This is a genomic window from Campylobacter sp. BCW_4321, from assembly GCF_001763075.1.
Taxonomy (GTDB): domain Bacteria; phylum Campylobacterota; class Campylobacteria; order Campylobacterales; family Campylobacteraceae; genus Campylobacter_D; species Campylobacter_D jejuni.
On sequence record NZ_MJYA01000007.1, the window covers coordinates 36,358 to 55,297 of the forward strand.

Annotated in this window: 20 protein-coding genes; 17 read left to right on the forward strand and 3 right to left on the reverse strand. The window is 30.7% G+C overall.

Annotated features, from left to right (window positions below; all coding sequences use genetic code 11):
• Positions 1-45: 45 nt before the first annotated feature.
• From AJN58_RS01050 to AJN58_RS01130, 17 genes are all read left to right on the forward strand, one after another.
• Positions 46-582 carry a 50S ribosomal protein L25/general stress protein Ctc gene (locus tag AJN58_RS01050; protein ID WP_002791314.1) on the forward strand — a complete coding sequence of 179 codons (537 nt, stop codon included), beginning with the start codon at positions 46-48 and terminating at the stop codon, positions 580-582.
• Positions 579-1,124, forward strand: a complete 546-nt coding sequence (gene pth, locus AJN58_RS01055; RefSeq protein ID WP_002892865.1) for an aminoacyl-tRNA hydrolase — start codon at positions 579-581, stop codon at positions 1,122-1,124. Before AJN58_RS01050 ends, pth begins: the two co-directional genes overlap by 4 nt.
• Position 1,125: 1 nt before the next feature.
• The gene (locus AJN58_RS01060) at positions 1,126-2,184 is read left to right on the forward strand and encodes an LptF/LptG family permease (protein ID WP_070239976.1); all 1,059 of its coding nucleotides are present in this window, start codon (positions 1,126-1,128) and stop codon (positions 2,182-2,184) included.
• 43 nt (positions 2,185-2,227) lie between these two features.
• Complete coding sequence (gene lysA, locus AJN58_RS01065; protein ID WP_070239978.1) at positions 2,228-3,436, forward strand: diaminopimelate decarboxylase; 1,209 nt, start codon at positions 2,228-2,230, stop codon at positions 3,434-3,436.
• Between the two features lies 1 nt (position 3,437).
• Entirely contained in the window at positions 3,438-4,199 is a 762-nt protein-coding gene (locus AJN58_RS01070) for an HAD-IIA family hydrolase (RefSeq protein WP_070239980.1), read from the forward strand.
• Positions 4,193-5,266: a prephenate dehydratase gene (gene pheA / locus AJN58_RS01075; protein ID WP_070239982.1), complete on the forward strand. Its 1,074-nt coding sequence runs from the start codon at positions 4,193-4,195 to the stop codon at positions 5,264-5,266. The genes AJN58_RS01070 and pheA overlap by 7 nt, the downstream gene beginning before the upstream one ends.
• Positions 5,256-6,350 (forward strand): histidinol-phosphate transaminase, encoded by a 1,095-nt coding sequence (gene hisC / locus AJN58_RS01080; RefSeq protein ID WP_002922251.1) that lies wholly within the window; start codon positions 5,256-5,258, stop codon positions 6,348-6,350. The genes pheA and hisC overlap by 11 nt, the downstream gene beginning before the upstream one ends.
• Before the next feature lie 53 nt (positions 6,351-6,403).
• The gene (gene fliF / locus AJN58_RS01085) at positions 6,404-8,086 is read left to right on the forward strand and encodes a flagellar basal-body MS-ring/collar protein FliF (protein WP_002861099.1); all 1,683 of its coding nucleotides are present in this window, start codon (positions 6,404-6,406) and stop codon (positions 8,084-8,086) included.
• Positions 8,086-9,114: a flagellar motor switch protein FliG gene (gene fliG / locus AJN58_RS01090; RefSeq protein WP_002854670.1), complete on the forward strand. Its 1,029-nt coding sequence runs from the start codon at positions 8,086-8,088 to the stop codon at positions 9,112-9,114. Before fliF ends, fliG begins: the two co-directional genes overlap by 1 nt.
• Positions 9,115-9,121: 7 nt before the next feature.
• Positions 9,122-9,952 carry a flagellar assembly protein FliH gene (gene fliH, locus AJN58_RS01095; protein WP_070233667.1) on the forward strand — a complete coding sequence of 277 codons (831 nt, stop codon included), beginning with the start codon at positions 9,122-9,124 and terminating at the stop codon, positions 9,950-9,952.
• Positions 9,945-11,792: a 1-deoxy-D-xylulose-5-phosphate synthase gene (gene dxs, locus AJN58_RS01100; protein WP_070233666.1), complete on the forward strand. Its 1,848-nt coding sequence runs from the start codon at positions 9,945-9,947 to the stop codon at positions 11,790-11,792. Before fliH ends, dxs begins: the two co-directional genes overlap by 8 nt.
• 85 nt (positions 11,793-11,877) lie before the next feature.
• Entirely contained in the window at positions 11,878-12,288 is a 411-nt protein-coding gene (gene perR / locus AJN58_RS01105; RefSeq protein ID WP_070233665.1) for a peroxide-responsive transcriptional repressor PerR, read from the forward strand.
• A gap of 45 nt (positions 12,289-12,333) precedes the next feature.
• On the forward strand, positions 12,334-13,530 hold the full coding sequence (locus tag AJN58_RS01110) for a hypothetical protein (protein ID WP_070233664.1): 1,197 nt from the start codon (positions 12,334-12,336) through the stop codon (positions 13,528-13,530).
• Positions 13,531-13,532: 2 nt separating this feature from the next.
• The gene (gene ubiE / locus AJN58_RS01115) at positions 13,533-14,240 is read left to right on the forward strand and encodes a bifunctional demethylmenaquinone methyltransferase/2-methoxy-6-polyprenyl-1,4-benzoquinol methylase UbiE (protein WP_070233663.1); all 708 of its coding nucleotides are present in this window, start codon (positions 13,533-13,535) and stop codon (positions 14,238-14,240) included.
• Positions 14,237-15,400: an exodeoxyribonuclease VII large subunit gene (xseA, locus tag AJN58_RS01120; RefSeq protein WP_002859429.1), complete on the forward strand. Its 1,164-nt coding sequence runs from the start codon at positions 14,237-14,239 to the stop codon at positions 15,398-15,400. Before ubiE ends, xseA begins: the two co-directional genes overlap by 4 nt.
• Positions 15,401-15,409: 9 nt before the next feature.
• Positions 15,410-16,486 carry a phosphoserine transaminase gene (gene serC / locus AJN58_RS01125; protein WP_002858670.1) on the forward strand — a complete coding sequence of 359 codons (1,077 nt, stop codon included), beginning with the start codon at positions 15,410-15,412 and terminating at the stop codon, positions 16,484-16,486.
• Positions 16,483-16,833: a RidA family protein gene (locus AJN58_RS01130; RefSeq protein ID WP_002854323.1), complete on the forward strand. Its 351-nt coding sequence runs from the start codon at positions 16,483-16,485 to the stop codon at positions 16,831-16,833. Before serC ends, AJN58_RS01130 begins: the two co-directional genes overlap by 4 nt.
• Here the strand turns inward: AJN58_RS01130 and AJN58_RS01135 are convergent.
• The 3 genes from AJN58_RS01135 to rpmF are packed head-to-tail and all read right to left on the reverse strand — an operon-like array spanning position 16,830 to position 18,935.
• Positions 16,830-17,804: a beta-ketoacyl-ACP synthase III gene (locus tag AJN58_RS01135; protein WP_002858639.1), complete on the reverse strand. Its 975-nt coding sequence runs from the start codon at positions 17,802-17,804 to the stop codon at positions 16,830-16,832. The genes AJN58_RS01130 and AJN58_RS01135 overlap by 4 nt on opposite strands.
• Positions 17,797-18,783 carry a phosphate acyltransferase PlsX gene (gene plsX, locus AJN58_RS01140; protein ID WP_070233661.1) on the reverse strand — a complete coding sequence of 329 codons (987 nt, stop codon included), beginning with the start codon at positions 18,781-18,783 and terminating at the stop codon, positions 17,797-17,799. Before plsX ends, AJN58_RS01135 begins: the two co-directional genes overlap by 8 nt.
• 5 nt (positions 18,784-18,788) lie before the next feature.
• A complete protein-coding gene (gene rpmF, locus AJN58_RS01145) occupies positions 18,789-18,935 on the reverse strand; it encodes a 50S ribosomal protein L32 (RefSeq protein ID WP_002858674.1) in 147 nt (48 codons plus the stop codon).
• Positions 18,936-18,940: the final 5 nt, after the last annotated feature.

Consider the following 18,940-nt stretch of genomic DNA (forward strand, 5'->3'; position numbering starts at 1 on the left):
AAAATTAGATATAATCAAAGCTCATTTTTTAAGAAAGGACAAAAGATGTTAGAAGGTATCGTTAGAGAGAGTATCGGTAGAAAAGCTGCTAAAGCTTTAAAAAGAGATGGTTATCTAATCGCAAACATCTATGGAAAAGGATTAGAAAACATCAATGCCGCTTTTAAAGTAAATGAGTTTATTAAGGAAGTTCGTAAAAAAACTACTTTAATTTTTGATGTAAAAGTAGGTTCTCAAACTTTAAGCGTTGTAGTTGTGGATTATCAAAAAGATCCTGTAACTGCAGAACTTAAACATGTGGATTTAAAAGTTGCACAAAAAGGTGTGATTTCTAAATACATGGTTCCAGTTAAAATCACAGGAACAGCTATAGGTCTTAAAAATAAAGGTGTTTTAATCCAATCAAAAAGAAGATTAAAAGTAAAATGTGCAGCTGAAAATTTGCCAAATTTCTTCGAACTTGATGTAAGTAAGCTTGATGTGGGTGATGCTTTGCTTGTTCGTGATATTGTAGTTCCTGCGGGAGTAACTATGATTGATGCTGATAGAGTAGCGGTTGTAGGTGTAGAAAAAGCTAGATGATTTTAGTCGTAGGGCTTGGCAATATAGGCGTAGAGTATGAAAATACCCGTCATAATGTCGGTTTTATGCTAATTGACTTGCTTTTAAAAGAAAGCAATTTTACAAATCTTACAAACTCTAAATTTAAAGGAGAACTTTTTAAAATAGGTTCTTCTTTGCTTCTTCTTAAACCTAGTACTTATATGAATAATTCAGGACTTAGTGTAAAAGCAGTGAATGATTTTTATAAATGCGAAAGAATGATAGTTATCCATGATGATATAGATATAAATTTAGGAGCCTTGCGCTTTAAAAAAGGCGGTTCAAGTGGTGGACATAATGGGCTTAAAAGCATAGATACTTTATGTGGAAATGATTATGAAAGAGTGCGTATAGGAGTGGGAAAGGGTGAAAATGTGATTTCCCATGTTTTGGGCAAGTTTAAAGCCGAAGAAGAAATAACTTTAAGCAAAGTTTTAGAGCATACAAAAAAAGCTTTGCTTGAGCTTATTGAAAATGATGATTTGTCTGCTATATCATCTAAATACAGCCTAAAGGCTTAAGATGTGGATATTTTTTCGTTTTATTTCAGGGATTTATCTAAAAAATTTTTTTATTATATTTTTTTCTTTACTTGGTTTTTATTGTGGTATTGATTTGCTCTTAAATTTTAAAGATCTACCAAAAGCCGCAAATCTTGATTTGCTTTATATTATGTTTTTATCTTTCTCGGCAGTACCTTATGTATTACCCATTTCTTTGATTTTTGCCTTGGTAGTTTCTTTGATTTCCATGATCAGGGCAAATGAATTTGTAAGTCTTTATGCATTAGGACTGAGCAGAAATTATGTTATTTTATTTCCTTTTTTATGGGCTTTATTTTTTTGTTGTATTTATATAGGATTGAATTTTACTTCTTTTGCTTATGCAAATGATTATAAGAGAAATATTTTAAAAAATGGCACTATTATGAATCAAAGTGGAGAAGTGTTTTTGAAATTTAACAATAATTTTGTTTATATTTCAAAGATAAATCATGGACAAAATAGTGCTCAAAATATAAAAATTTTTAATATCAATGATTTAAATTTAAGCTCTTTTGTAAGTGCTAAAAATGCCCATTTTGAAGGTGAAAGTTGGATTTTGCGAGATGGTAATATTACATTATTACCTAAAAATTATGAACTTGCTAATGATGGTTTAAAGATACAAGATTTCTCCGAGCTTAAATCACTTGAGGGTTTTAAACCAAAGATTATAGAAGGGGTTGCTAGTAATAGTGATTATTCAATATCTGACGCACTTGAAAGTTTTGAGCTTTTTAAGGCGCAAAATGTCAATACAGATGCTCTTAAAATCAATCTTTATAAATTTGTTTTTACTCCTTTTTTTGCACCATTTTTAATGCTTATTATGTATTATTTTTTTCCTGTAATAGCAAGATTTTTTAATCTTGCTTTTGTAACTTTTATAGCTTTTGTAGTGACTTTGATGATTTGGGGAGTCTTGTTTTTGCTTACTAGATTAAGCGAAAATAGTGTGATTGCAAGTGAAATTGGCATTGTAGTGCCTATTATAATTTTGGGTTGTTTAAGTGCTTATATGTATTATAAGCATCGATAAATTAAGCTTTGTGTAGTAAAATTATAAAAATTAAAGGTTAAATATGGATTATAAACAATTAAAGCAAGAATTTAATACTCCTTTTTATATTTACAATTTTGATTTCATAAAAGAGCGTTTTTTAAATCTCAAAGAGGCTTTTAAGGCTAGAAAATCTCAAATTTTTTATGCTGTAAAAGCCAATTCAAATTTAAGTTTGTTGCAAATGCTTGCAAATTTAGATAGTGGATTTGATTGTGTGAGTATAGGCGAGGTAAAGCGTGCCTTAAAAGCAGGGGCAAAAGCTTATAAGATTATTTTTAGTGGAGTAGGAAAAACCAAAGAAGAGTTAAGACAAGCTTTAGAATATGATATTTTATATATTAACCTTGAAAGCGAAGCTGAAATGATGCTTTTAGAAAGTGTGGCTAAAGAACTTAATCTAAAGGCAAGAATTAGTATTCGTGTTAATCCAAATGTTGATGCAAAAACTCATCCTTATATTTCTACAGGATTAAATGAAAATAAATTTGGTGTTGAAATTGATATAGCAAGAAAAATGTATCTTTATACAAAAAATTCATCTTTTTTAGAGCCTGTTGGAGTGCATTTTCATATAGGTTCGCAACTTTTAGATATTTCTCCTATTCATGAAGCAGCAGCCATTGTCGCAAAACTTGTAAGAGAGTTAAAAGCCTTGCAAATCGATCTTAAATTTTTTGATATAGGCGGTGGCTTGGGTGTGGCTTATGAAAAAGATGAGTGTGAAGTTGATCTTTATAATTATGCACAAGGTATATTAGCACAACTTCATGGGCTTGATTTAACCATAGGAATGGAGCCTGGAAGGTATTTAGTTGCTAAAAGTGGAGAATTTGTTTGTTCAGTACTTTATGAAAAACAAAATAAAACCAAGCGTTTTGTTGTAGTAGATGGAGCGATGAATGATCTTATACGCCCAAGTTTATACGAGGCTTATCATGAAATAATCTTACCTTATACTCAAGCCCAAGAGAGTTTATGTGATGTTGTAGGTGGAATTTGTGAGAGTGGAGACTTTTTTGCTAAAGCAAGGTCTTTACCTAGCACTCAAAGTGGTGATATAATGGTTATTAAAAATACTGGAGCTTATGGTTTTAGCATGAGTAGTAACTACAATACTCGTAATAAAGTTTGCGAATTAGCCCTTGAAGAAGGACAGGTAAGATTGATCCGTCAAAGAGAAAATTTTGAAAATCAAATCGTTTTAGAAGAGAAATTTTTAAAGGCTTAAAATGTTTTTTTTAGATGTTCAAGGGACTTTAATTTCTGATCATGATAAGAGTTTAATCCATGGTGCTAAAGAATTGATCGATTTTTTAAATGCAAAAAATCTTCCTTATGTTATTATTACTAACAATACAAAAAAACTTGATTTTTTAGAAAAATTACAGCAAAAAGGATTGGCTATAAAAGAAAATGCTTATATTGATCCTTTTAGCGTTTTAAAACACCTTTTAAAACCTTGTAAAGTTGTGGCTTTTGGTGCAGATGAGTTTGTAAAAAGTCTTGAAAATCTTGGTTTTGAACTTGATTTTGTAAATCCTAGTGCTGTGCTTGTAGCTAGTTATGATGATTTTAAATTTAAAGATTTTGCTAGTATGATAGAATTTGCTAGAAGAGAAGTTAGGTTTATAGCTATGCACGAAACTAGCATTTATAAAAAAGATGGCAGGCCTTATCCTGGTGTAGGTAGCATTATGGCTATGCTTAAAAATGCTATTGATTTTAAATACGAGGTTGTGGGTAAGCCTAGCATTGCTTTTTATAAAGAAGCTTTAAATTTGATAAGAAGACAAAATTCAAAAATCGATTTTGAAGATATTAAAATCATTAGTGATGATTTTAGAGGAGATTTGCTTAAGGCAAAAGAACTCGGCATGAAAACCTTGTTAGTTTTAAGCGGCAAAATAAGCGACACAAAAGGGCTTGATACGGATTTGCTTGATGGAGTTTATCCTAGTGTTTTTGAGTTTTTAAAGGAGCTAAAATGCTAAATTTAGAAGAATTTAGAAATAAAATCGATGCGGTTGATGATAAAATTTTAGAACTTTTAAACGAAAGAATGACTTATGTTAAAAGCATAGGCGAGCTTAAACAAAGTAGCGGGGGAAGTATTTATCGTCCTGAGCGCGAAAGAGCCATTATCAATCGTTTAAAAAATGCAAATTTAGGACTTTTAGATCAAAATGCCATAGAGGCAATTTATCAAGAAATTTTTGCAGTTTCAAGAAATTTAGAAATGCCTCAAACTATAGCTTATTTAGGGCCTGAAGGAACTTATACTCATCAAGCAGCAAGAAGTCGTTTTGGAGCGATGAGTCGTTATATAGCCTTGGCTAATATCGAAGATGTTTTTAAAGAGTTAAGCAACAAAGAAGCAAAATACGGTGTTGTGCCTATAGAAAATAATACCGAAGGTGCAGTAGGTATTACTTTAGATTGTCTAGGTAGGTATAATGAGCTTAAAATTTTTGGTGAAATTTATATGGATATTCATCATTCTTTTGTGGGAATTAATGAAAATTTAAAAGAAATCAAACGTATTTATTCGCATCCACAAGGTTATAATCAATGTCGTAAATTTTTAGAAAGTCATGAACTTAGTGCTATAGAATTTGTTCCTTCAAAATCTACAGCTAATGCGGCTTATCTAGCTTCGCAAGATAAATATGCAGCAGCAATTTGCTCTAAAATAGCGGCTAAGCTTTATAATGTGCCTGTGCTTTTTGATAAAATAGAAGATAATGCAGCCAATAAAACAAGATTTTTAATTTTAAGCGATATTAAAAATCCTAAAATGCCAAATTGTAAAACTTCTATTTTAGCACACACAGCACATAAACCTGGGGGGCTTAGCTTTTTATTAGAGCAGTTTAAAAAAGAAAATATCAATCTTACCAAGCTTGAATCTCGTCCTGTAAAATCAAAAGAATTTTTACACAGTTTTTATATAGATTTTGAAGGGCATATTGATGATGAAAATGTAAAAAAAGCTTTAAAAGATATACAAGAGATTGTTTGGCTTGGATCTTATTTATCAGGAGAGAAAGATGAAATTTAATGAATTTTTAAATCATTTAAGCAATTATGAACCCGGCAAAGATATAGAAGTTATTGCTAAAGAATATGGCGTTAAAGAAGTGATAAAATTAGCAAGTAATGAAAATCCTTTTGGCACGCCACCAAAAGCTATAGAATGTTTAAGACAAAATGCAAACAAAGCCCATCTTTACCCTGATGATAGTATGATAGAACTTAAAAGCACATTGGCTCAAAAATACAAAGTTCAAAATGAAAATATTATTATCGGTGCAGGCAGTGATCAAGTGATTGAATTTGCTATACATGCTAAGTTAAATTCTAAAAATGCTTTTTTGCAAGCTGGAGTTACCTTTGCTATGTATGAAATTTACGCCAAACAATGCGGTGCAAAGTGCTATAAAACTCAAAGCATTACTCATAATTTAGATGAGTTTAAAAAGCTTTATGAAACGCACAAAGATGAAATTAAACTCATTTTCTTATGCTTGCCAAACAATCCTTTAGGCGAGTGTTTGGATGCAAGTGAAGTGACCAAATTTATTAAAGGTGTGGAGGAGGATTGTTTAGTTGTGATTGATGCAGCTTATAATGAATTTGCAAGTTTTAAAGATAGCAAAAAACATTTAGAACCTTGTGAATTGATTAAAGAATTTGACAATGTACTTTATTTGGGAACTTTTTCTAAGCTTTATGGATTAGGAGGCTTACGCATTGGTTATGGCATAGCTGATGCTAGTATTATTAGTGCATTTTACAAGCTTCGTGCGCCTTTTAATGTGAGCAATCTTGCTTTAAAAGCAGCAGTTGCAGCAATGGATGATGATGAATTTACTGAAAAAACTTTAGAGAATAATTTTTCTCAAATGGAGCTTTATAAAGAATTTGCTAAAAAACATAATATCAAAATCATTGATAGTTATACAAATTTCATCACTTATTTTTTTGATGAAAAAAATAGTACAGATTTGTCTGAAAAATTGCTTAAAAAGGGTATAATAATAAGAAATTTAAAAAGCTATGGTTTAAATGCTATACGCATTACTATAGGAACATCTTATGAAAATGAAAGATTTTTTACAGAATTTGATAAGATTTTAAGATAGATATAAATCAAATAAAAATATGTAAAATTCGCCAAACTAAGGGATGAGAATTAATGGATTTTAAAAATATGTTTCATCAAATTGGGCAACTTTATCAAAATTTAACTCGCAAGCAGCGTATAGTGATTGCTGCATCTATTGTAGTGGTGGTTGGGTTTTTGGTTTTTTTAGCTTTATTTCGCGGAAGTGGTAGTAATGCAAATAATGGATATGCAGTTTTAGTTGAAAATGTAAGTCCAAGTTCTTCTGCTGCAATTGTAGCTAAACTTGAACAAAATAATATTCCCTATAAATTAGAAAGTGAAAATAAAATTTTAGTTCCACAAGATCAGGTTTATCGTCAAAGAATGTTTATTGCAAGCGAAGGTCTTATAAAAGATAGTCGCGTGGGTTTTGAAGCTTTTGATACTCAAGCTTTTGGAGCTACAAATGAAGAACAAAAGGTAAAATACCAAAGAGCCATAGAAGGCGAACTTGCAAGAACTATTGAGACTTTAGAACCTATTCGTAGCGCTGTTGTACACATAGCATTTCCTAAAGATAGTGTTTTTACCGAAAGGCAAATTCCGCCTACAGCTTCAGTTGTTGTTAATGTTCGCGAAGGCTTAAAGCTTACTAGAAAACAAATTGATGGTATAAAAAATATTGTTTCAGCGGCGGTTCCAAAACTTACTAAAGAAAATGTTAAGATTAGTGATCAAAGTGGTGTGCCTTTAGATGAGCAAGAAGCATATGAAGATGATTTGGTTCGTGCGCAAATTAAATTTAAAAGTGATCAAGAAAAAGCTTTAGAAGATAAGATTATAGAAAATTTAGCTCCTTTTGCAGGTGGTATGGATAAAGTAAAAGTGAGTGTAAATATAGATTTTGATTTTTCCAAGCAAGAATCTCAAAGTGAAATTTATGATCCAAATCCTATAGTGCGTAGCGAGCAAACTTTAAACGAGGAAAGAACAGGTAGAAAAGATCCAGAAATTCAGGGTGTTCCAGGTGCTGTTTCTAATATAGGTCCTGTTGAAGGACTTGACAATAAGGGTCAAATTGACACTTATAAAAAAAATCAAGTTACTACGAATAATGAACTTTCTAAAACTATTACAAATACCAAAAAACAATTTGCAACAGTTTTACGCACTTCAGCAGCTGTTACTATAGATGGAAAATATCAAGATGTGGTTGATGAAAATGGGGATGTGAAAAGCGAATATGTTCCATTAACCAAAGAAGAGCTTGCAAGTGTTGAGAGTATAGTTAAAAATACTATTAATTTTAGTGCTACTAGAGGTGATAGTGTTGTAGTTCAAAATTTACCATTTCATCGTGAGTCGATTAGAGTTGAGAGTAAAGTTAAAACTTTTTATAATCGTTTTATTGAGCCGTTTATTCCACCGGTTAAGTATTTTATTGCAGCGATTTTACTTTTTATTTTTTACAAAAAAGTTATTACTCCATTTACTCAAAAAATGCTTGAAGATGTCGCAGCGCAAGAAGAAATGCAGCAAGGTCCAAATGCTGTTTTAGATGATGTTGAAGATACTTTGGAAAAAATGAATGCAGCAAGGAAAAAAGTTGAAGAACAACTTGGTTTTGGAGATAATTTCAATGAAGATTCTATCCAGTATGAGGTTTTGCTTGAAAAATTGCGTGGTTTGGTAAGTGATAAAAGCGAGGAAATTGCTGCACTTTTGCAAAATTTAATTCAAAACGATAGTGAATTTGGTGAAAAGGATATGTGATGATAAAGCTAAGTGAAGAACAAAAAATGGTCTATGATGATTTATCGATGCCTGAAAAGGTGGCGATATTTCTTATACAACTTGGCGAAGATGCAACAACTTCTGTGTTTTCACATATGGAAATTGATGTAATTACAGAAATTTCACGTTATATTGCTATGGCTAAAAATGTTGATAGATCCGTAGCTACTGCAGTTTTAGAAGAATTTTACACTCTGCTTCAATCAAATCAATATATTAAAAGCGGTGGTTTGGAATATGCTAAAGAAATACTTTTTCGTACTTTTGGACCAGAGATTGCAAATAAAATTCTTGAAAAACTCACTAAAAGTATGGAGAATAATCAAAATTTTGCTTATTTGGCGCAAATTAAACCACAGCAACTTGCAGACTTTATTACCAAAGAGCACCCACAAACCATCGCTCTTATTTTGGCACACATGGATTCTATTCATGCGGCAGAAACTTTAGAGTATTTTAGTGATGAATTAAGGGCTGAGGTGGTTATAAGAATGGCAAATCTTGGCGATATTTCTCCAAGTATTATTAAAAGAGTTTCTGCAGTGCTAGAAAGCAAGCTTGAAAGTCTTACCTCTTATAAGGTTGAAGTGGGCGGCCCAAGAGCAGTAGCAGAAGTGCTTAATCGTTTGGGTCAAAAAGCAAGCAAATCAACCATTACTTATATTGAACAAAGTGATGAACGCTTAGCAGAGACTATTAAAGAGCTTATGTTCACTTTCGATGATATACAAAAACTTAGTACTCAAGCTATAAGAGAAATTTTAAAAGTAGCTGATAAGCGTGATTTAATGATAGGTTTAAAAGGCGCAAGTGAAGAGTTAAAGCAAAAATTCTTAGCCAATATGTCTACGCGTGCAAGCGAAGCTTTTCTTGAAGAAATGGGTTTTTTGGGTGCTGTGCGTGTTAAAGATGTTGAAGATGCACAAAGAAAGGTTGTTGAAGTGGTGCAAAAACTTGCAGAACAAGGTCTTGTTCAAACAGGCGATGCGGATGAAATGATAGAGTAGGTGAGAGATGGTTAATCGTAGCAATGTAATTTCTGGTGGGGCTTCTGATCAGCATGTTGTTGAAGGATATCGTTTTAAAGTTATTTCAGAATTTGATAATCATATAGGTGAAAAAAAACATACTCAAACTCCAGATGAAGAAAATGCTAATATATCTTTAAATGATGAAAAACCAGTCGAAGAAAATCATGCTATTGCCCCTACGCAAGCTGTTATGGAAACTCAAATTCCAACATTTCAACCAAGTTTTGTTGAAGATTTGCTTAAAAAAACAGATGAAATGTCAAGCAATATTATTAAACTTCAAATGCAAATAGAAAGTCAAGAGAATGAATTTAATAACCGCTTAAATTCAGAACTTGAAAATGCTAAAGAAAAATTTGCCAAAGAAGGTTATGAGAAAGCAAAAGAAGAATTTCAAAAGGAATTGAGTGATTTTAAAGATAAGTATTTAAAAAGTATAGCCAAGCTCGATAATGCTTGTGAAAATCTTGAAAATTTTATAGAAAAAAACGAGAAAGAATTAGCAGATACTGCTATAGATATCGCTAAAGAAGTAATCTTAAAAGAACTTGAACTAAATTCAAGTAAGATAGCTTATGCTTTGGCCAAAGATTTAATCGGCGAGCTTAAGGGTGCTAGTGCAATTGAGCTTAAGGTTAATGCAGAGGATTATGAGTATTTAAAAGAGCAATTTGATCAGAATGCTCATATTAAAATAAGTCTTGATGATGCAATTAGCAAAGGAAGTGTTATTATTATAAGTGACGCAGGCAATATAGAATCCAATCTTAACTCTCGTCTAACTAAAATTAAAAAAATGGTGAATAATGAGTAAAAAATTTGCCCATACTCAAGAAGAGTTAGAAAAGCTAAGTTTAAAAGAATTAGAAAATTTAGCAGCATCTATACGTGAAAAAATCATACAAGTTGTGAGTAAAAATGGTGGACATTTAAGTTCAAATTTGGGTGCTGTAGAACTTAGTATAGCAATGCATTTGGTTTTTGATGCAAAAAAAGATCCTTTTATTTTTGATGTGTCACATCAATCTTATACACACAAGCTTTTAAGCGGAAAAGAAGAAATATTTGATACTTTAAGACAAATCAATGGTTTAAGTGGTTATACAAAACCTAGCGAGGGAGATTATTTTGTAGCAGGGCATTCTAGCACCTCTATTTCTTTGGCAGTAGGTGCTTGTAAGGCCATTGCTTTAAAGGGTGAAAAACGTATTCCTGTTGCTTTGATTGGAGATGGTGCTTTAAGTGCGGGTATGGCCTATGAGGCTTTAAATGAATTGGGTGATTCTAAATTTCCTTGCGTAATACTTTTAAATGATAATGAAATGAGTATTTCAAAACCAATTGGAGCAATTTCAAAGTATCTTTCTCAGGCTATGGCAACGCAGTTTTATCAAAGTTTTAAAAAGCGTATTGCTAAAATGTTGGATATATTGCCTGATAGTGCTACTTATATGGCCAAGCGTTTTGAAGAGAGTTTTAAACTTATTACTCCTGGGCTTTTGTTTGAAGAATTAGGGCTTGAATATATAGGGCCTATTGATGGACATAATTTAGGTGAAATTATTTCTGCATTAAAACAAGCAAAAGCTATGCAAAAGCCTTGTGTGATACATGCTCAAACCATAAAGGGTAAAGGCTATGCTTTAGCTGAAGGAAAACATGCTAAATGGCACGGGGTGGGAGCTTTTGATATAGATAGTGGAGAGAGTGTTAAAAAAAGTGATGCTAAAAAATCTGCTACTGAAATTTTTTCTAAGAATTTGCTTGATTTAGCCTCAAAATATGAAAATATTGTTGGGGTTACGGCGGCTATGCCAAGTGGAACAGGTCTTGATAAGCTTATAGAAAAATATCCAAATCGTTTTTGGGATGTGGCTATTGCAGAACAGCATGCAGTAACTTCTATGGCCGCTATGGCAAAAGAAGGATTTAAACCTTTTATTGCAATATATAGCACCTTTTTACAGCGTGCTTATGATCAAGTGATTCATGATTGTGCGATTATGAATTTAAATGTGGTTTTTGCTATGGATAGAGCAGGGATAGTAGGCGAAGATGGGGAGACGCATCAAGGTGTTTTTGATCTTAGTTTTTTAGCTCCTTTGCCAAATTTCACTCTTTTAGCTCCAAGAGATGAACAAATGATGCAAAATATAATGGAGTATGCTTATTTACATCAAGGACCTATTGCTTTTCGTTATCCTAGAGGGAGTTTTATTTTGGATAAAGAATTTAATCCTTGTGAGATAAAACTTGGTAAGGCGCAATGGCTTGTAAAAAATAGTAGTGAAATTGCTTTTTTAGGTTATGGACAAGGTGTGGCAAAAGCGTGGCAAGTTTTAAGAGCCTTGCAAGAAATGAATAATAATGCTAATTTGATTGATTTAATTTTTGCTAAACCTTTAGATGAAGAGCTTTTGTGTGAGCTTGCTAAAAAAAGTAAAATTTGGTTTATTTTTAGTGAAAATGTTAAAATTGGCGGTATAGAAAGTTTAATTAATAATTTTTTACAAAAATATGATTTGCATGTAAAAGTTATTAGCTTTGAATATGAAGACAAATTTATTGAACATGGAAAAACAAGTGAGGTGGAAAAAAATCTAGAAAAAGATGTCAATAGTTTGTTGACGAAAGTTTTAAAATTTTATCATTAAATAATAAAAAATATTATTTAATATAAACTTCTTTTAATAAAAATTTTATTATTATTTCCACTTAAAAAAGCAAGGAATAAATACAATGGAATTACTACAAATGCTTAAAAAACATGAGTTAAAAGCTACTCCGCAAAGACTATGTGTTTTAAAAATTTTAAAAAGACATGAGCATCCTAATATTGATGAATTATATACAGAAATTAAAAAAGAATACCCTTCAATCTCTTTAGCGACGGTTTATAAAAATCTTAATACTTTACAAGAACAAGGTTTAGTTGTTGAAATCAATGTTTTAAATCAAAAAACTTGTTACGATATCTATGAAGAAGAACATATTCATGTTGTTTGCGCCAAATGTGGTGGTATAGAGGATTTAAGTTTTAAAGATGCTAAGCTTTATGAATATCAAGAGCATTTAGAAAAAAAGATAGGCAATCTCATCAATCATCTGTCCGTTTGTGCTTATGTTGATAGTTGTAAAAAGTGTCATTAAGCAAAATAAGGTTAAAATAACCCATATATTTTAAGGGTTATTTTAATGGTTTATGAAATTCAAAAAAACTTTTTACTATCTGATTGTACTCTTTTAGGGAATTTAAAAAAAGATAATATACCTTTTCGAAATTCTAAATTTGAAACTTTTTATACTCAAATAACTTCAAATCATAGTGTTAAATTTCAAAGTTTTTGCAATGAATTTTATAAAATTACAAAATTTAATAATTCAATTTTAGAACAGAATCAAGAAGAGAAAATTTCTAAAAAAAAATTTGAAAAAGCTCGAAAAAAGATTATAGGAAAGAGTATTAAAAAAGAACGCTTCGAATTTAAATTTTGCTCTTTAAAAAGTTATATTGATATGTATGAAGAGCCTAAAATTTGTATTTTAAAAATATTTTTTCCAACATTGGATAGTTCCAATGAATTTAAAATTCCTAAAGATTTTAAAATTCAAAAAGAATTACATCATGATTTAAATTCTAAACATATCGTTTTATATGGTTTTGAATATCAAAAGTTTGATATAGAGAAATGTTTTAAAATTATAGAAAAAAATCAGAATTTTAGCTTGGATTTTCCAAATTATATTAATGCTTATGATGGATTTAGGATTTTTTTATTTTATTTATTTAAAAAATTAAAATTTTATTGGACTTTATCTTTAGAGAGAAAAGATAAGCAAAGTTTATGTGAATTTTTATTTTGTTCAAGAAGTTTGTATATAGTTTTATCAAGCATGAATACTATTTTAGATAAAAATTTGAGTAATATTTTGGCTTTAAAGTTTAAAGATATAACGAAAAAAACTCAAGATATTTTAGCAAGTGAAAATTCAAATCAAGATTTATTGCTATTTTTAAGCGATGAAAAAATCCAAGATTTGTTTAATGATTTTGATTTTTTCATAAAGGAAAATTCTTTTTATGAAGGCGATTGCAAAGATAGGTTTTTTAAACAACTTGTTGCGTTAGAACTTAGAAAAAAAATTATTTTATTTAGAAAAAATATACTAAAAAATTTTGATTTAGAGCTTTTTGAAAATAGTTTTTTTGAATTGGCAATATTTTTAGAATATTTTTATCGTTTTTTAGAGATAAAAAATTTAAACAAACTTTATGAAAAATATTGCAAAGATAGAGATAAAAATATTTTTTCGAAAATAATCAATAATAAAAATAAATTTTGCAAATTGCTTAAAAAATCAAGTAAAAATTTGAAAATTTACAAAGGATAAAAATGCAAAAACAAGAAAAAATTATAGAAATGTTTAATCAAATTGCACCTACTTATGATAAGGCGAATAGAATTTTAAGCTTTGGAGCTGATGTAGCGTGGCGCAAAAAAGCTTGTCAAAGAGTGATGAGTTTGTATTTAAAAAAAGATTTAAAAATCGCTGATATTGCCTGTGGCACAGGGGATATGATAGAGATTTGGCAAGAGAGTGCTTTAAAAATGGAAAAAAATATTTTAAATATTAAAGGTATTGATCCAAGTAGTGGCATGCTAAATATTGCAAAAGAAAAATTTCCAAATGTCGAATTTATAGAAGCAGGGGCGCAAAATTTACCTTTAGAAAGTCAAAGTTTAGATATTTTAAGCATTAGTTATGGCATTCGCAATGTTGTAGAAAGACAAAAAGCCTTAAGTGAATTTGCTAGAGTACTTCAAAAAGATGGTATTTTGGTAGTTTTGGAATTTACAAAAAGAGAAAAGGGTGGATTTATAGCAGCTTGTAGAGATTTTTATCTTAAAAATATTTTACCAAGTATAGGTGGGATAATCAGTAAAAATAAAAGTGCTTATGAGTATTTGCCAAACTCTATTGAAGGATTTTTAAGTAAGGAAGAGTTCATCTTAGAACTTAAAAATGCTGGTTTTGAAATACTTGATTATAAAAGTTTTAGCTTTGGCGTGAGTTCAATGTTTATAGCAAAAAAACTATGACACCAACAGAATTAAATCTTAAAGCAAAGGCTTTATTAGAAACACATTTTGATGATATAGTTTTAAGTGGAGAAATTTCAAAAATTACTTTGCATGGTTCAGGACATTGGTATTTTGATTTAAAAGATGAAAGATCAAGCATTGCTTGTGCTATGTTTAAAGGAGCTAATTTAAAAGTCGGATTTAAACCAGCTGTGGGGAATTTTTTAGAGCTTTGTGGAAGTGTAAGTTTATATCCTGAAAGTGGTCGTTATCAATTTATCGCTACTAGTATGAAAAAAGCAGGTTTTGGGGATTTGGAAGCACAGTTTTTGGCTTTAAAAGAGCGTTTGCAAAAAGAAGGACTTTTTGATCCACGCTTTAAAAAATCTTTGCCAAAATTTCCTAAAAAAGTAGGCATTATCACTTCAAAAACTTCTGCTGCTTTGCAAGATATGTTAAAACTTATTCACCAAAAAGAATATTTTTTGGCAAAAATTTATATTTTTGATGCTTTAACTCAAGGAAATAATGCTCCTTTTTCTCTTATACAAGCTTTAAAAAAAGCCGATGATATGGATTTAGATGTTCTTATTATAGCACGTGGTGGAGGAAGCAGAGAAGATCTTTTTTGTTTTAATGATGAAAATTTAGCAAGAGAGATTTTTAAAGCAAAAACTCCTATTATTTCAGCCATAGGACATGAGATTGATTATGTTATTAGTGATTTTGTTGCAGATTTTAGAGCTCCAACGCCTTCAGCTGCTATAGATACTTTGTTTTATTCTAAGTTGGATATAGAGCAAAGTTTGGATTTAATGGAAGAAAAATTAATGCAACTTTGGAATTATAAAATACAAAATTATGAAAATTTGCTTTTAAATTTAAGCAAATTTTTCAAATTTAATTCTTTGCCAAAAATAATAGATGAAAAAATAAAACAAAGCCATAATATAGAAAAGCAATTAAATCATCTATTGGCAAATCAAATGCGTTATAATGAATTAAAATTAGATAAATTGCAAAATGCTTATTTGCAACATGAGAATTTTTTTAATAAAAGCAAAAAGTTTATTTGTATCAGAAAAAATGGTAAAATAGCAAATTTAGAAGATCTTAAGAGTGATGATATCGTTATTTTAAGTTCTCAAACTTCTCAAAAAGAAGCAAAAATTTTATAAGGATAGATTATGAGAAAAATCAATTTCAGTGCAGGGCCATCGACTTTACCTTTAGAAATTTTAGAGCAAGCTCAAAAAGAACTCTGTGATTATCAGGGTAGGGGTTATTCTATAATGGAAATTTCTCACCGCACAAAAGTATTTGAAGAAGTGCATTTTGGAGCACAAGAGAAAGCTAAAAAACTTTACGAGTTAAATGATGATTATGAAGTATTATTTTTACAAGGTGGAGCAAGTTTGCAATTTGCTATGATTCCTATGAATTTAGCTTTAAATGGGGTTTGTGAATATGCAAATACAGGAGTTTGGACAAAAAAAGCGATTAAAGAAGCACAAATTTTAGGTGTCAATGTTAAAACCGTAGCAAGTAGTGAGGAAAGTAATTTCGATCATATTCCTAGAGTGGAATTTAGCGATAATGCTGATTATGCTTATATTTGTTCTAACAATACTATTTACGGCACTCAATATCAAAATTATCCTAAAACTAAAACTCCTTTGATTGTGGATGCATCGAGTGATTTTTTTTCTAGAAAAGTAGATTTTTCAAATATTGCTCTTTTTTATGGCGGAGTGCAAAAAAATGCTGGAATTTCGGGTTTAAGTTGTATTTTTATCCGTAAAGATATGTTAGAAAGATCTAAAAATAAACAAATTCCTAGTATGTTAAATTATTTGACTCATGCTGAGAATCAGTCCTTGTTTAACACGCCTCCAACCTTTGCCATTTATATGTTTAATCTTGAAATGGATTGGCTTTTAAATCAAGGTGGGCTTGATAAAGTGCATGAGAAAAATTCTCAAAAAGCTACTATGCTTTATGAATGTATTGATTTAAGTAATGGATTTTATAAAGGACATGCAGATAAAAAGGATAGATCTTTAATGAATGTGAGTTTTAATATTGCTAAAAATAAAGATTTAGAGCCTCTTTTTGTAAAGGAAGCCGAAGAAGCTGGAATGATAGGACTTAAAGGACATAGAATTTTAGGAGGAATTCGTGCAAGTATTTATAATGCGCTTAATTTGGATCAGGTAAAAACCTTGTGTGAATTTATGAAAGAATTTCAAGGAAAATATGCATGATAAAGCGTTTTGATGAGTGCGATAGAATGTCGCAAATTATTGTTTTTGATAAATATTTTAAGACTGCAGGACAAGTGGCTTTTGAACCTAGCGGAGATATTAAAAAACAAACTAAAGAAGCGCTTGCAGAACTTGATGCTTTGTTTGAAAAAATAGGCGCAAACAAAGGAGATTTGATTCAAATTCAAATCTGGTTAGCTAATATGCAAGATTTTGATGCAATGAATGAAATTTATGATGCTTGGATTAAAAATTATCCTAAACCTGTTAGAGCTTGTGTAGGAAGTGCTTTAGCAGAGGGTTATTTGGTAGAAATTCAAGCTTTTGGAAAGCTAAGAGAGAATTAAAAATTCTCTCCTCCAAATTTTAAAAGCGCAGATCCCCAAGTAAAACCACCGCCAAAAGCATCTAGTAAGATCAGATTTCCTTTTTTAAGTCGACCTTCTTCATAGGCATCATTCATTGCCATAGGTATAGAAGCAGCTGAAGTATTGCCATATTTTTGTACAGTGATCACACATTTTTCATCGCTTAGATTGAGTTTTTCTTGGACGGCTTTAATGATGCGTAGATTAGCTTGATGAGGAATAAAAAGATCAATTTCTTGTGCTAAAATGTTATTTTTAGCTAAAATTTCTACAACATCATTACTAAGCGTGTTTACTGCTATTTTAAAAACTTCATTGCCTTTCATTTGCATAGAAAGTGTTTGACATAGGCTTGATTTTTGCGATCTTTGAGTCATTAAAAGATCTCCATAATTACCATTGCTTGCAGTATGTACATCAAGGATATGATTTTCATTATCCAAACTTACAACTCCAGCACCTGCACCGTCTCCAAAGAGTATGCAAATACTTCTGTCATTGTAATCCATAATTGAACTTGTTTTTTCAGCTCCTATGATTAAAACATTTTTTTTCAAACCACTTTCTACTAAGGCTTTAGCTTGTTCAAGCAAATAGATAAAACCAGAACAAGCTGCTGAAATATCAAAAGCGCTAATATTTACAAGTCCTAAATTTGAAGCAATTTTACAAGCCGTTGAAGGCATAGTAAAATAATCAGGACTTAAAGTAGCTACAAGAATCGCATCAATATCTTCAGGTTTTAAATTTGCTCTTTCTATGGCTTTTAATGCAGCTTTTGTGCCCAAATCGCTAGTATTTTCATTTTCACTAGCAATGCGCCTTTCTTTAATACCTGTGCGTCTAGTGATCCATTCATCGGTGGTATCTACCATTTTTTCAAGATCAGCATTGCTTAAAATTTTTTCTGGAATATAAGAAGCTATACTTTTAAGACTGGCTTTAAGCATTGTATTTCCCAAGTTCATTTTCTATAAATTTATTGATATGAGATTGGCTAAAATTTATAGCTTGAAAAATTGCATTTTTAATAGCTCTAGAATCGCTTTTTCCATGACTTATGATCACGCAGCCATTAACTCCAAGAAGGGGTGCTCCGCCATATTCTTGCCAATCTGTGTGTTTTTTTAATTTTTTAAAAGATGGCTTCATAAGTAAAGCACCTATTTTAGAAATAAAAGATTGCTTTACTTCGTTTTTTAGAAGTTGAAAAATAGCTGTTGCCACACCTTCACAAGCCTTTAAGATAACATTTCCATCAAAACCATCGCAGACTAAAACATCTATTTCACCATTGAAAATATCTCTACCTTCAGCATTACCTATAAAATTTGGAATTTTTTTCATAAGCTGATGACTTTCTTTGGTAAGTTCATTACCTTTGCATTCTTCTTCACCATTAGAAAGTAAAGCAAGGCGTGGTTTTTGAATTTGCATAATTTCTTTAGCATAAACTTCACCCATTATGGCAAATTGAAATAAATTTTCAGCTTTACAATCTGTATTAGCTCCAACATCCAAAAGTAAAGTTTTGTTAACGATATTTGGCATTAAAGTGGCAATAGCAGGTCTTGAAATACCTTTAAGTCTTCCAAGCCTTAAGGTAGCCAAAGACATACTTGCTCCACTATGACCCGCTGAAACTACAGCATCTACTTTTTTTTCTTTTAATAAATTAATAGCTTTGTATATGGTTGTTTCTTTATTTTTTAAAGCATCTGTGGCATTTTCATTCATCGAAAAAATTTCACTAGCTTCTTCGTATTGTATATATTGCTCTAATTTTTTTGGTATTAAAGGTTTTAGAATTTTAGAATTTCCCACTAAGATAGCGTTAAAAGGTTTTGCTTCTAGTGCCTTTAAAACGCCTTCTATAATGGGTTTTTCTCCAAAATCACCACCCATTGCATCAATGGCAATGTTAATCATTGATTTTAATATTCCTTAGTTGTTGGATTCGCACGGTGAGGCATTTTGTAGCTTCCATCTTTGTCTTTTATAGGCATAGGAAGACTAACTTTATAGTGAGTTCTGCGTTTAGCTGCACGAGTTTTGCTCACTCTTCTCTTTGGTACTGCCATTTTTT